This window comes from Eikenella corrodens, assembly GCF_900187105.1.
Taxonomy (GTDB): domain Bacteria; phylum Pseudomonadota; class Gammaproteobacteria; order Burkholderiales; family Neisseriaceae; genus Eikenella; species Eikenella corrodens.
On sequence record NZ_LT906482.1, the window covers coordinates 659367 to 672793 of the forward strand.

At 57.4% G+C, this 13427-nt stretch carries 16 protein-coding genes and 2 pseudogenes; 14 read left to right on the forward strand and 4 right to left on the reverse strand.

Annotated features, from left to right (window positions below; translation table 11 throughout):
• Nucleotides 1-90: 90 nt before the first annotated feature.
• From CKV94_RS03325 to CKV94_RS11455, 11 genes are all read left to right on the forward strand, one after another.
• Entirely contained in the window at nucleotides 91-891 is an 801-nt protein-coding gene (locus CKV94_RS03325; protein WP_003823426.1) for an ABC transporter ATP-binding protein, read from the forward strand.
• A 3-nt stretch (nucleotides 892-894) separates the two neighbouring features.
• Nucleotides 895-1671, forward strand: a complete 777-nt coding sequence (gene mlaE, locus CKV94_RS03330; RefSeq protein ID WP_003823427.1) for a lipid asymmetry maintenance ABC transporter permease subunit MlaE — start codon at nucleotides 895-897, stop codon at nucleotides 1669-1671.
• A gap of 7 nt (nucleotides 1672-1678) precedes the next feature.
• A complete protein-coding gene (gene mlaD, locus CKV94_RS03335; protein ID WP_003823428.1) occupies nucleotides 1679-2149 on the forward strand; it encodes an outer membrane lipid asymmetry maintenance protein MlaD in 471 nt (156 codons plus the stop codon).
• Between the two features lie 45 nt (nucleotides 2150-2194).
• Complete coding sequence (locus CKV94_RS03340; RefSeq protein WP_003823429.1) at nucleotides 2195-2785, forward strand: MlaC/ttg2D family ABC transporter substrate-binding protein; 591 nt, start codon at nucleotides 2195-2197, stop codon at nucleotides 2783-2785.
• 4 nt (nucleotides 2786-2789) lie between these two features.
• On the forward strand, nucleotides 2790-3080 hold the full coding sequence (locus CKV94_RS03345; RefSeq protein WP_003823430.1) for an STAS domain-containing protein: 291 nt from the start codon (nucleotides 2790-2792) through the stop codon (nucleotides 3078-3080).
• A complete protein-coding gene (locus CKV94_RS03350) occupies nucleotides 3077-3979 on the forward strand; it encodes an MlaA family lipoprotein (protein WP_003823431.1) in 903 nt (300 codons plus the stop codon). Before CKV94_RS03345 ends, CKV94_RS03350 begins: the two co-directional genes overlap by 4 nt.
• A 112-nt stretch (nucleotides 3980-4091) precedes the next feature.
• On the forward strand, nucleotides 4092-4445 hold the full coding sequence (locus CKV94_RS03355) for a hypothetical protein (protein ID WP_003823433.1): 354 nt from the start codon (nucleotides 4092-4094) through the stop codon (nucleotides 4443-4445).
• Nucleotides 4446-4490: 45 nt separating this feature from the next.
• Entirely contained in the window at nucleotides 4491-4919 is a 429-nt protein-coding gene (locus CKV94_RS03360; RefSeq protein ID WP_003823434.1) for an acyl-CoA thioesterase, read from the forward strand.
• Nucleotides 4916-5413 (forward strand): peroxiredoxin family protein, encoded by a 498-nt coding sequence (locus CKV94_RS03365; RefSeq protein WP_003823436.1) that lies wholly within the window; start codon nucleotides 4916-4918, stop codon nucleotides 5411-5413. The genes CKV94_RS03360 and CKV94_RS03365 overlap by 4 nt, the downstream gene beginning before the upstream one ends.
• A gap of 88 nt (nucleotides 5414-5501) precedes the next feature.
• Nucleotides 5502-6404 (forward strand): tRNA pseudouridine(55) synthase TruB, encoded by a 903-nt coding sequence (gene truB, locus CKV94_RS03370; RefSeq protein ID WP_003823439.1) that lies wholly within the window; start codon nucleotides 5502-5504, stop codon nucleotides 6402-6404.
• A 134-nt stretch (nucleotides 6405-6538) separates the two neighbouring features.
• Nucleotides 6539-7327 carry a Slam-dependent surface lipoprotein gene (locus tag CKV94_RS11455; protein WP_003823440.1) on the forward strand — a complete coding sequence of 263 codons (789 nt, stop codon included), beginning with the start codon at nucleotides 6539-6541 and terminating at the stop codon, nucleotides 7325-7327.
• A gap of 118 nt (nucleotides 7328-7445) precedes the next feature.
• Here CKV94_RS11455 and ygfZ read toward each other — a convergent pair whose 3' ends face one another.
• Together ygfZ and CKV94_RS03385 are read right to left on the reverse strand one after the other, a co-directional pair.
• Entirely contained in the window at nucleotides 7446-8303 is an 858-nt protein-coding gene (ygfZ, locus tag CKV94_RS03380; RefSeq protein ID WP_003823441.1) for a CAF17-like 4Fe-4S cluster assembly/insertion protein YgfZ, read from the reverse strand.
• A gap of 42 nt (nucleotides 8304-8345) precedes the next feature.
• Nucleotides 8346-8597, reverse strand: a complete 252-nt coding sequence (locus tag CKV94_RS03385) for an NGO1151 family protein (protein ID WP_035580518.1) — start codon at nucleotides 8595-8597, stop codon at nucleotides 8346-8348.
• A gap of 310 nt (nucleotides 8598-8907) precedes the next feature.
• Between CKV94_RS03385 and CKV94_RS03390 the strand changes: the two genes are divergently transcribed.
• Together CKV94_RS03390 and CKV94_RS03395 are read left to right on the forward strand one after the other, a co-directional pair.
• Entirely contained in the window at nucleotides 8908-9885 is a 978-nt protein-coding gene (locus tag CKV94_RS03390; RefSeq protein ID WP_003823443.1) for a hypothetical protein, read from the forward strand.
• A 229-nt stretch (nucleotides 9886-10114) separates the two neighbouring features.
• A pseudogene (locus CKV94_RS03395) lies at nucleotides 10115-11617 on the forward strand (DASS family sodium-coupled anion symporter).
• A 339-nt stretch (nucleotides 11618-11956) separates the two neighbouring features.
• Here CKV94_RS03395 and CKV94_RS03400 read toward each other — a convergent pair.
• Nucleotides 11957-12844, reverse strand: a complete 888-nt coding sequence (locus CKV94_RS03400; protein WP_003823445.1) for a polyprenyl synthetase family protein — start codon at nucleotides 12842-12844, stop codon at nucleotides 11957-11959.
• Nucleotides 12837-13064 carry an exodeoxyribonuclease VII small subunit gene (locus CKV94_RS03405; protein WP_003823446.1) on the reverse strand — a complete coding sequence of 76 codons (228 nt, stop codon included), beginning with the start codon at nucleotides 13062-13064 and terminating at the stop codon, nucleotides 12837-12839. Before CKV94_RS03405 ends, CKV94_RS03400 begins: the two co-directional genes overlap by 8 nt.
• Before the next feature lie 105 nt (nucleotides 13065-13169).
• Between CKV94_RS03405 and CKV94_RS11340 the strand changes: the two are divergent.
• Nucleotides 13170-13282 (forward strand): annotated as a pseudogene (locus tag CKV94_RS11340) (IS5/IS1182 family transposase); the annotation flags it as partial.
• Nucleotides 13283-13427 lie beyond the last annotated feature (145 nt).

The following is a 13427-nucleotide window of genomic DNA, read 5'->3' on the forward strand; positions in this document are numbered from 1 at the left end:
TCAGCCTCACCATTGGCAAAATCATTGAACCCAGTGCGCTTTTTCCCTATAATCGACACCCTTGTATGTAAACCTAACCCCCTGCTGCCTATGGCCACACCCTTCATCGAAATGCAAAACGTCGCCTTTGCCTATGGCGAACGCCCCATCCTGAACAACGTTAGTTTTCAGGTAGCCCAAGGCACGTTTGCCGCCGTGATGGGTGGTTCCGGCAGTGGTAAGACTACCCTGCTGCGCCTGATTACTGGCCAAATTGCACCCACTTCCGGCCGCGTGCTGATTAACGGCCGTGACCTTGCCGCATTTAACGCAAAAGAGTTGTACCAACATCGGCGCAATATGGGCGTACTGTTCCAATTCGGCGCACTGTTTACCGATTTATCCGTATATGAAAACGTGGCTTTCCCGCTGCGCGAGCAAACCGACTTGCCCAAAGAAATCATCCGCGATTTAGTGCGCCTGAAACTCAGTGCCGTCGGCCTACACGGCACGGAAAACCTGATGCCGGACGAGCTATCCGGCGGCATGTCCCGCCGCGTTGCCTTGGCGCGTACCATCGCCCTTGACCCCGCGCTGATGCTGTATGACGAGCCATTCACCGGCCTCGACCCGATTTCGCTGGGCGTAATTGCCGACTTAATCAGCAAAATCAACCGTGCCCTGCGCTCCACCAGCATGATGGTTACACACGATGTGCCACGCTCGCTGCAAATTGCCGACCAAGTGATTTTCCTTGCCCACGGCGAAATCCTATTTTCAGGCAGCCCTGAAGAAATGCGCAGCCTCGATTCGCCGTGGATTACCCAGTTTATCAACGGCCTGCCCAACGGCCCGGTCGCCTTCCGCTATCCGGCCGAACGCGGCATACAACAAGTTTTGCTCAATAGCTAAATTATGAATTTTTTCCGAACCCTAGGCGCGAAAACGCTGGATTTTCTGCAGGAGCTAGGCAAAACCACCCTATTCCTGTTTGCCGTGCTGGCTCGCTCCGGCACGCTGCTGCCACGCCTGCAGCTGGGTATCCGCCAAATATATTTCACCGGTGTGCTATCCATTGTCATCATTGCCGTGTCCGGGCTGTTTGTGGGCATGGTATTGGGTTTGCAGGGCTACACGCAGCTGGCCAAATTCAAATCGGCCGATATTTTGGGCTATATGGTGGCCGCATCGCTGTTGCGCGAATTGGGGCCGGTGTTGGCCGGCATCTTGTTTGCTAGCAGTGCGGGCGGCGCGATGACCAGCGAAATCGGCCTGATGAAAACCACCGAGCAGCTGGAGGCGATGAAGGTAATGGCGGTCGATCCCGTTGCCCGCGTGGTGGTGCCGCGTTTTTGGGCAGGCGTGATTTCCATGCCGCTGTTAGCTTCTATCTGCAATGTGGCCGGCATTTACGGCGCCTATCTTATCGGCGTGCGCTATCTGGGCTTGGACGGCGGCATTTTCTGGTCGCAGATGCAGGCGAATATCGATGTAGGCTACGATGTGGTGAACGGGCTGATTAAATCGGTGGTGTTCGGCGTGGCTATTTCTCTGATTGCCGTGTATCAAGGCTTCCACTGCCGCAGCACGCCGGAAGGCATCCTGCGGGCCAGCACCCGCACCGTGGTGAGCAGCGCGCTCACGGTTTTGGCCTTGGATTTTGTTTTAACTGCCATCATGTTTATCGGATAACCGGATTATGAAAAGAAGTACTTTAGAACTTTGGGTTGGCGTTTTTGTGGCCTTGGGCATTGCCGCTGTGGTATTTTTATCACTACGCGTAGCCGGCGGGCAAACGGTTTCCCGGCAATCGTCCTACACCGTTTCCGCCAGCTTTACCGACATCGGCGGCTTGAAAGTAAAAGCCCCGGTAAAAGCTTCCGGCGTGGTGGTGGGTAGGGTATCCTCCATCCAGCTCGACCCGAAAACCTACCGAGCCAATGTGAGCCTAAATATCGACAGCCAATACCGTTTCAGCACCGACGTTTCCGCCGAAATTCTCACTTCCGGCCTGTTGGGCGAGCAATATATCGGCCTGCAGCAGGGCGCGGAGGAAACCGAGCTGAAAAACGGCGACACCATTGAAATCACTAGTTCCGCTTTGGTGCTGGAGCAGTTAATCGGCAAATTTATGACCAACACCGTAGAAAAAAACGGCTCAACACAATAAACACACTACAATATTTTCATTTTTCACTGAGAAAGGAAAACATCAATGAAAAAATCCGCACTCACAGCCGCCCTGAGCATCGGCATCATGAGCATCGGTCTGGCCTTCGCTACGCCGCAGCAGGCCGTGGCGCAACTCAAGCAGAACAGCACCCAAGTGCTGAATATCTTGCAAAACGCCAAAAACAACAACGATGTGCAAGTTCGCCGTCAGGCCGAAAACTATGCCATTCCCTATTTCGACTTTACCCGTATGACCGAGTTGGCTGTGGGCGCCAACTGGCGCAACGCCACCCCGGCGCAGAAAACCGCGCTGACCGAGCAATTTAAAACCCTGCTCATCCGCACCTACTCCGGCACCATGCTGCAATACCGCAACGCCAACGTGGTTATCCGCGAAAACGCCGTTCAGCGCGGCAACAGCATTATCGTTACCGCCGACATCACCCCCTCCGGCGGCAAACCGGTAACCATGGATTACACCATGTACCAAAGCGGCGGCAAATACCGCGTTTATAACGTGGCCGTAGAAGGCGCCAGCCTGGTAACCGTATACCGCAGCCAATTCAACAACACCATCGCGCAAAAAGGCATCGACGGCCTGATTCAAGAGCTGCGCAGCAAAAACGGCAGCTGAATCCATGCACAGCGAATGCCGCGATGAAACCGTGTACCTCAGTGGGGAAGTAACCGTTGCCACGGTAACCGCCCCGCTGTTTCACGCCTATTGCAAACAGCTGGGCTACCTGAAAAACAGTCCTGTCCCCGCAATCGATTTCTCCGGCGTCAGCCAAGCCGATTCCGTCTGCATTTCCCTCATGGCCACCGCCAAACGCAGCCGCCCCGAAGCCGCTTGGGTATTCCGCGGCCTGCCCGCCGGCGTGGCCGCTTTGGCCGAACTGTATGAAGTAGGCGGCTGGATAACATCATGAAAAAACTGCTCACCCTTACCCTGCTCACCATCGGCCTGTCCGGCAATGCCTTGGCCGAAGGCGTCGCCTACGACCCCTATGAAGGCTACAACCGCTTCATGTTCGGCGTAAACGACCGCATCGACCGCCACTTCCTTTCCCCCGTGGCACGCGGCTACCGCACCGTTACCCCTCGCCCCGTGCGCAGCGGCATCGGCAATTTTTTCAACAACCTGCGCGACATCGTAAGCGTGGGCAGCAACTTATTGCGGCTCAATATTTCCAAAGCCAGCACCGACCTCGTGCGCGTCGGCATCAATACCACCTTTGGCTTCGGCGGCCTCATCGACATCGCCAGCGAAGCCCAAATGCCCAACAACAAAAACACCCTCGGCGACACCTTCGCCAGCTGGGGCTGGAAAAACAGCAACTACTTCGTCTATCCCCTGCTCGGCCCCAGCACCGTGCGCGATGCACTGGGCAACACCATCACCAGCGTTTACTCCCCTGAAAAACTTGCCTTCGGCAACGGCGCCGGTTATTGGGCCGCCACCGGCGTGAAAACCCTGGATACCCGCGCCAACCTGCTCGACCTCACCGACGGCGTGAACCAAGTTGCGCTCGACCGCTACACCTTCATCCGCGATGCCTACATGGCCGCCCGTGCCAAACAAACCGGCACCACCCTGCCCGGCAGTGAAGACGACTACGTGCCCAGTTTTGAAGAAGATAGCGGCAACACCGGCAGCGAAGCCGTAGCCGCCACCGAACAACCCCCCGCTGAACCAGCCATCACCGCGCAACCGTCTACCGAGCCCGCAGCAAACTTGGTCACCCCAGCTTCCAATACTCCAGCAGACAACACAAACAGTGGCCGCCCGGCTCCCAATACCATCCACGAAGAAATCATTAGCCGCTAAAATTGCCACCCTTCAGATTTTCAGGTAGCCTTTCCACAAGCAGCAAAGGCTACCTGAAAAACAAAGGCTACCTGAAACCTTTTTCCCCACCGCCTCAACAAAGGAGCGCATCATGTACGAAATCAACCGCAGCGTATTCCGGCTGGTGCCGCTACAGCCGTTTTGGAACTGGCTCACCGCCCTGCCCGGCGCCGAGCTCGACGACCTGACCCTCGAAGATTTGCAAAACAACGCCAACGCCTACCTCACCAACCCCTGCGATGACGGCGAAGAAGTGTGGGCAGAAATCAAATCCCAAATCGACACCATCTTCGCCGCCGAACTGGCCGACTGGTGCGAAGACGAAAGCCAATGGCCAGATTTGCACCCCGACATCTTTGCCGAATGGTTCGACATCCAGCTCTCCCCCATCCTCTGCGATTTATCCGCCCGCGAAGTGGAACGCGAACCCTTCCAGCCCCTGTAAAACCAACGGCCGGCAGCCCATACGCCGGCCATTTCCATCCCCACCATGCCACACCACACCCACCTCACCGTGCGCGGCTACCACCTCGACGTGTACCGCCACGTCAACAACGCCCGCTATCTCGAATTCCTCGAAGAAGCCCGCTGGGATTATTTCGACCACAACGGGCTGGCCGAATTCTTCCGCAACAGCCGCTACGGCATGGCCATCGTCCACATCGACATCCACTACCGCCGCGCCGCCCTCCTCGGCGACCGACTCGATATCGAAACCGCCTTTGCCAAGGCTGACGCGCGCCAAGCCGTGATCAGTCAAACCATCCGCAAAACCGGCAGCCCGCGCATCCTCGCCGAAGCCCGCGTCAGCTTCATGCTCATCGACCAAACCACCGGCCGCGCCATCCGCTTCCCCGCCGAACTGCAGCAAGCCATTGCCGCCCATATCCCATCCAACCCCGCAGAACCCGCCTCATGAAAAAATACCTCGGCGCCTTCCTCCTGCTGGCCGTGCTCGCCGCCGCCGGCTACATCCTGTTCGCCCCCAAACGCCAAAGCGCCCCCGCCTTCGCCCTGCCAAACCTGCAAGGTCAAAACGTGGATCAAACCGCCCTGCAAGGCAAAGTTACCCTCATCAACTTCTGGTTTCCCTCCTGCCCCGGCTGCGTAACCGAAATGCCCAAACTCATCCGGATGCACCAAGACTACCAAGGCAAAAACTTCCAAATCATCGCCGTTTCCATTCCCGTGCCGAGCGACCCCCTGCCCGTGGTGCAAACCTACGCCCAAACCCACCACCTGCCCTTCACCGTGCTCCACGACGCACAAGGCCGAACCCAGCAGGCCTATCAAGTCATCGCCGCCCCCACCTCCTTTCTGGTGGACAAAAACGGCCGCATCGCCAAAACCTATGTGGGCGAGCCCGACTTCGCCGAAGTGTACCGCCTTGCCGACCAACTGCTCGCTGAATAGACCGCACAATATTTTCAGGTAGCCTTCCTTCGCGGAAAGGCTACCTGAAAAAAATAAACTTTAAAGCCATCAATCAATAATCCACACCATGAAACCTCAAAAACGCCCCCTCGACGGCGTCCTCCTGCTCGACAAAGCCACCGGCCTCTCCAGCAACAGTGCCCTCCAACAAGCCCGCCACCTCTACCGTGCCGAAAAAGCCGGCCACACCGGCGTGCTCGATCCGCTGGCCACCGGCCTGCTCCCCGTCTGCTTCGGACAAGCCACCAAATTCGCCCAATATCTGCTCGATGCCGACAAAGCCTACATCGCCACCCTCAGCCTCGGCCAAGCCACCGATACCGGCGATGCCGAAGGCAACATCATCGCCACCAGCCACACCGAAATCAGCCAAGCCGAGTTTCAGGTAGCCTGCCAGCAGCACCTCGGCGCGCAGCAGCAGCTGCCCCCCATGTATTCCGCCCTCAAGCACCAAGGCAAACCCCTCTACCAATACGCCCGCCAAGGCATCGATATCCAACGCCAGCCCCGCAACATCCATATCCACGACATCCAAATCCTCCGCTTCCAATTCCCCGAAGCCCAAATCAGCGTGCAATGCAGCAAAGGCACCTACATCCGCACCCTCGCCGAAGACATTGCCAAAAGCGCCCATACCCTGGCCCATCTCACCGCCCTGCGCCGCACCGCCACCGCCGGCTTCCAAATCGAACACAGCCACAGCATCGAAAGCCTGACTGCGCTCACAGAAGAACAGCGCGATGCCTTGCTGCTGCCCTGTGATGCATTGGTGCAACATCTGCCGCAGCACACTGCCAGCGAACCAACCATCCGCGCCCTACGCTTCGGCCAAACCCCTGCCGCCCCGCCGGAACTACCAGAAAACACCCCCCTGCGCATCTACGCCGCCAACGGCGAATTCATCGGCCTCGTCACCAGCCAACAAGGCTACCTGAAAGCCCTCCGCCTGATGAGCACACAAGCCAACTGAATTAGGCCAACCCCATATTTATGCTAGAATCGCGCCCTTTGTTATCTCACGTTCTCCAAGCCATGTCAGCCAACCATCGCTGCATGCGATACCCGGTCAGCAGGCCGAGAACCTTCTCAACACAAGGAATAAGAATGAAAGCACAAACCCTACTGGCCATCGCCATCACCGCCCTTGGCTTGGCTGCTTGCGGCAGCGGTGGCGGCGGCAGCCCGATCGACAACGGTCGCAACGGCCCCAACCCCAACAGTCCGATCAATCCCAACGATCCCAATCCGGGCGGCGGCAATCCTCCTCCCCCTCCCGCTAATCAGCGTACCGGCAAGGCCATCACCCTGTCGTCTAACGGCTATCAGCGCATCAGCGAGCAGGCTCTGTCCTTCACCCAGCAAAACTTTGGCGTGCTGAAGGTAGATGGTCAAGAACTGAATATCATCCCTCCCAACATGTCTGCCGGCGGTCTGCTCAACATGCAAGCACGAAACACCGCTCGCGTAGGGCAAGTGATGACTCAATCCAGCTATGGCTATGTCCGCGAAGGAACCAATGCCCAGGGCTATATGTTTTCACAAGGCATCGTAACCTCAGCCAACGACATGCCTACCAGCGGTACATTTAACTATTCCGGTTATGCCGTTCACGCCCCAGTGTCCAACCAAACCAATGCCCAGATTGCAACCGGCGCGGCCAACTTTAATGTTAATTTCGGCAACCGCACCATCAGCGGCACGCTTACTCCCAATAACACAGCCGTTGTATTGGACAACGGCATCATTAACGGCAACAGCTTTAGCGGCACGGCCAACTCTGGCGCGAAATTCAGCGGCCACTTCTATGGCGGCCATGCCGACGAAATGGGCGGCACCTACTACAAACAAGGTGAGTACACCGGCGCTTTCGGCACACGGAAAACCACTCCCTAATCGATCTGGCCAAAACGCTTTTGCTGTGCAATTCAGCCAAGCAGCAACACAACAGGCTACCTGAAACTTTTTCAGGTAGCCTGTTTCTTATTACGCTTTAATCCGGCAGGCGGCTATCTCATTCATCCGCTTCCGTTTCAAACAACAACTTCAGCGTTTGCAAAGCCTGCCCACCGGCCTGCAAGGCCTTGCCTGCCGCGCCGTGCTTGATAACCGCCAGCAGCACAACAGCCCCATCGTACGCCGCACTGTTAATCACAATGCCCACTTCCTCGCCATCGGCCTCCACCTTGCTGCCAACGGCTACAGGCATGGCGCTGCGGCACACCGCCATGCCGCGCCGCACTTGGCCGCGATACTGCGCGCGGGCGATGATTTCCTGCCCCGGATAGCAGCCTTTTTTGAAATGCACGCCGCCGAGCAGGTGCTGATTCAGCATTTGCGCCACACTGCTTTCCATGGTGGGCTGCGAAATCCACGGCCGCCCCTGCAGAATTTCGGCGGCCTGCCAGGCTTCGGCAGCGGCAGGATAGTCGGCATCGGGCAGTGGCGCCGGGCTGAGCACCATGCGGTTGCCACCGGCCAAAACCAGCATAATCAGCCCGTTATCGCCTTCTTCGGCGGCAAATTTGAGCGCGGCGGCATCCACGCCCGTATCCGCACCGCTTTGGCCGTACACCTGCCAGGCACTGTCGGTGTGGAACACCGTTTTGCTGCGCAGCACAAACATCCGCAGCCGCTTTATCGTGGCTTCCAGCAAATCCGCCGCCATCACCAGCAAGAAACGATCGGCACGGCGCAACACCAGCATATTCGCCAGCACCCGACCGCGCGGCGAATTGTAGGTGGCGAAACAAGCCTCACCCGGCTGCAAATCTAAAATGTGGTTGGAAAGCTGGCTGTGCAGAAATTCGGCGGCATCAGCGCCGCTCACCTCCGCCACGCCGAAAAAGGGCAGTTTGCAAAGTGTGTGCATGGTTTTCTCCTGTGTTTTAGCAAACGAAATTTAATGATTTAGTCAGTAATTCTTCTCGCCAAAAAAGGTATAAGTTGCATCGTGGAACAGCTCGCTTTGTGCGCTGTCGGAATATTCCAGCCGCGCTAATTCATCATCAAACCCCGCGCGCACTGCCTCCAGTACATCTTGCGCCATATCCGGCGGCAGGCTGCGCAGCAAGCTTTTCAGCGCGCTACCCAACACCAGGTTTTGCACGCGCAAAGCCTCGCAGCTTTCTTCCAAATAGCTGATTCTCTGATTGATTTCTTCCATAACCTTCTTCCTTTCCGCCCCTAGGCCACGCTGCCGGGCAACGGGGCGGATTATAAGCTCAAGCCCGGCGCTTGGACAGCCGCCACCCACAGAGGCATATTTTATGAAATAATATCGTCCGTTACGTTTTCAGGTAGCCTCACGGCGAGCAATGAAAGGCTACCTGAAACAGTCAATATAGTGGATTAACAAAAATCAGGACAAGGCGACGAGCCGCAGACAGTACAGATAGTACGGCAAGGCGAGGCAACGCTATACTGGTTTTTGTTAATTCACTATACCAAGCAAACCTCTCCTCGGAAAAACCACCATGACCCAAGCGCAAGATAATCTGGTTTTCACCCTCAACGACGACACTTCTGCCCCGCAATCCACCGCATCAGACACCGAAGATTGGGAAAAAGGCCTGGAACGCCTGCAACAAAAACGCCGCCACCTGGCCAAACAGGCACAACAACCGCCTGCCGCCCAATCCAACCGCCATCCTTCGGCCGCCTTCCTATACGACACCTTGGTGGCCGAGGCCAACCCAACGCCAGCCCCGGCCGCCGCGCCTACTGCCGAACCCCGCACCGCACCACTTCACACCCCCACGCCCGTGGCCGAACCTGCCGCACAGCCCGCCAGCACCGGCACGCGCCCCAGTGCGCTCAGCGGCAGTCGCCACCGCCGCTTGAATCTGGACGAACAAAAACAGGCCTATCAAGCCTATCTCCAACATTGGCAGCAACAGCACAACCTGCAAACCGCCAGCTCCGAAGCCGAGCTGAATAATCCGCAAATCCTGTTTCAAGAAGACTGGCTGGCCGCCCAAAACTCCCTGCGCGTCGGCCGCGACGAGCCCGTTCTCGAGCAGGCCACCGTATGGCTGGGCGGCGCACAGCCCACGGTAACGCCCGATCAAAACATAGCCGAACAAATCGAAGCCGCCGCCGAGGCGGCCGCACAGCCCGAATACGATGCCCAAGCCGAGCCCGGCACCGCTGCGCTGGCCGCCGCTGCCGAGAAAGTGGTGCTGCTCAACGCCTACACACTGCCCAGCAATCTGCAACACAAAATCCTCTGCTTAAGCGAGCAAGTCCTGCTCGAACGCTTGGCCGAAAAACTGCGCCCGCATCTGGCCGATGCCGTATCCGGCATGGTGAAAACCGCGTTGCAGCGGCAAACCGCGCTGATGGTGCAGAATATGCAGCAGGCCTTCTTAGACGAAGTGCCCCGCCTGGTGGACGACGTATTGGCCTACAACCTCGCTCGCGCCCTGGCTGCCGTGAAAAAAGAACAGCTATAACAGCCAACCCCGAATCAAGGCTACCTGAAAATCCCCGCCGGTTTTCAGGTAGCCTTTGCCATTTTGCGCCGCCTCGATGCCTCCGCATTCGTTTCATTTCAACAATTCATTGTATCCACAATAAATTTTAGCAAAGTAAATTCCTTCTATTTACGTAAAAAACTGCTAAAATGCGCTAGACAATTCATTGGTTGCAGTACTTTCATCAACTTGAATTAAGGAGTAGGAAATGGACAACAAACTCGGGTTTAAGCCCATACCAATGGCGGTGGCCGTTGCGCTGACGCTGTTGATTTGGTTTGTCATTCCCGTGCCGCAGGGCGTTACCCCCAATGCCTGGCATCTGTTGGCGCTGTTTGTGGGCGTGATTGCCGCCATTATCGGCAAAGCCATGCCCATCGGCGCACTGTCGATTCTCGCCATTATGCTGGTGGCCATTACCAAAGTAACCGTGCCCGAACTTGATCCCGAAGGCAACCCGATCAAAAATCCGGCTACCGTGGCCATTAAAGATGCGCTGAGCTCCTTCGGCGACCCGCTGATTTGGCTCATCGGTATTTCCATCATGATTTCGCGCGGCATCTTGAAAACCGGGCTGGGCGCGCGTATCGGCTACTACTTTATCTCCTTGTTCGGCAAGAAAACGCTGGGCATCGGCTACAGCCTGGCCATTTCCGAGCTGATTCTCGCTCCGGTAACGCCCAGTAATACTGCGCGCGGCGGCGGCATCATCCACCCGATTATGAAATCCATTGCCGGCAGCTTCGATTCCGACCCGGAAAAAGGTACGCAAAGCCGCATCGGTAAATACTTGGCCTTGGTAAACTACCACAGCAACCCGATTACTTCGGCCATGTTCATCACCGCCACTGCGCCCAACCCTTTGATCGTGGATCTGATTGCCAAAGCCACCAACTCCGATATCCATCTGAGCTGGGCCACTTGGGCCATTGCCATGTTTGTGCCCGGTGTAGCGGCCATGTTCCTAATGCCGCTGGTGCTGTATTTCTTCTTCCCGCCCGAAATCAAGGAAACCCCGAACGCTTCTCAGTTTGCCAAAGACAAGCTGCAAGAACTGGGCCCGATGAACCGCGGCGAAAAAATCATGTTGGGCATTTTTGCCATCCTGCTGCTGCTGTGGGCAGGCATTCCGGCCATGATTTTCGGCAAAGCCTACGCCGTCAACCCCACCACCACCGCCTTCCTCGGCCTCTCCCTGCTGCTGCTCAGCGGCGTGCTTACCTGGCAGGATGTCCTGACTGAAAAAGGCGCGTGGGACACCGTTACCTGGTTCTCCGCCCTGGTGATGATGGCCACCTTCCTCAACAAGCTCGGCCTGATTGCCTGGCTCTCCAAACTCTTGGAAAGCGGCATCGGCGGCATGGGCATGGGCTGGGTTGGCGCGGTAACCCTGCTGCTTCTGGCCTACATGTATGCCCACTACATCTTCGCCAGCACCACCGCCCACATCACCGCCATGCTCAGCGCCTTCTATGCCGCCGGCCTGGCTCTGGGCGCGCCCCCCATGCTCTACGCCCTGCTGCTGGCTTCTTCTTCCAGCATCATGATGACCCTCACCCACTACGCCACCGGCACTTCGCCCGTGATTTTCGGTTCCGGCTACACCACCTTGGGCGAATAGTGGAAAGCAGGCTTCATCATGAGCGTAGTCAACCTCGCCGTCTTCGTGATCATCGGCGGCGTTTGGTGGAAAGTGATGAATTACTGGTAAACCCGAAGCTTTACACCGGTAACGTTGAAGCATAACGGAAGGCCACCTGAAAACGCAGCGCAGCGAAGTTTCTGCGAAGCTAAAGTTTCAGGTAGCCTTTTTATAGTCGATCAACAATGCACAACGTAGATCGATACGTAGTGGCTTGAGCAATCGGCATGGCAGTTAGCCCGTGCTGTTTCGAAAGCCGTAGGTCGGACTCTCGAATCCGATATTTCCAACATAACGTTTTGTCGGATACCAGTATCCGGCCTATGGCTTGGTGCCAAATTAAAGGCTACCTGAAAATCCTTTTAGCAGGTTTTCAGGTAGCCTTTCTCTTTTTCGGCCGGTAACCCCTTAGTTTCGCCGTTCGGTAACAAAGGCGGCCAGTTGGCGCAGACGGTCGGCGCGGGCGTCGAAGCCGGACAAGGCTTGCTGCGCTTCGGCCACGAGCCGTTCAGCATAGTCGCGGGCGGCGTTCAGTCCCATGAGTTTGACATAGGTGGGCTTGTCGGCTTCTTGGTCTTTACCGGCGGTTTTGCCCAAGGTGGCGGTGTCGGCTTCGCAATCGAGCACGTCATCGATTACTTGGAAGGCAAGGCCGAGTTTGGCGGCGTAGTCGTCGAGCCGCGCCAGGGCAGCATCGTCCAAATCGGGGCAGCTTAGCGCACCCAGGGCCACGGCGGCGCGGATGAGGGCGCCGGTTTTCAGGCGGTGCATGGTTTCCAGCTCGGCCTGGCCGATGCGCTGCCCCACGGATTGCAAATCGATGGCCTGCCCGCCGGCCATGCCGAGGCTGCCGGAAGCGCGGGCGAGGGTGTGCACCATTTGCAGCTGCCGAGGCGCAGGCAGGCCGTTGGGGCGGCTGAGCACATCAAAAGCAAGGGTTTGCAGCGCGTCTCCCACCAGAAGGGCGGTGGCTTCGTCGTATTGGACGTGGCAGGTGGGTTTGCCGCGGCGCAGGCTGTCGTTGTCCATGGCGGGCATGTCGTCGTGCACCAAGGAATAAACGTGCACCAGCTCCACGGCGGCCAGGGCGGCTTCGGCAGCGGCGGCTTCAGATTGCCCCAATTCGGCGGCAGCCAGCACCAACAGCGGGCGCAGCCGTTTGCCGCCGCCGAGCACAGCATAGCGCATGGCTTGGTGCAGCCGCTGCGGCAGGCTGTTTTCTGCGGGCAGCACGCGCTCCAGCACGAGTTCGGCTTGGGCGCGGGCGCGTTGTTGCCAATTATCGGGTTTATTCATCTTGTTCCAACACCAGCTCGCGTTCCACGCCGGAATCCAGCACTTGCAGCTTCTGCTCCACTTCGGCCAGCCGCGCTTGGCAGAAACGCACCAGTTCGCTGCCTTCCTGATAGGCGGCCAGCGCGTCTTCCAGCGGCATATCGCTGGCCTGCATGGCTTGGTTGATGGCTTCCAGCCGGCTCACGGCTTCTTCAAAGGTTTTCGGTTTTTTCTTGGTCATGGCGGGTTTGCGGCAGTTCGATTCAAGGGCGGGATTGTAGCACAGCGGGCGGGTGGGTTTCAGGTAGCCCCGTTGTGCGGCAGGCTACCTGAAAATCTATAGTGGATTAACAAAAATCAGGACAAGGCGGCGAGCCGCAGACAGTACAAATAGTACGGCAAGGCGAGCCAACGCTGTACTGGTTTAGATTTAATTCACTATATTTGCCCCGCCCAAGCAATATTTTTCAGGTAGCCCCTGCCTTCTGCAAACCCGAAAAGCGGCCCATAGAACATTTGCCACAAATGTGCCGCACTGTGCCGCCTCTGCCGGCGCAGCCGAACTCCCCACCGTTTTCAGGTAGCCTGCCGCATCATCGGATAA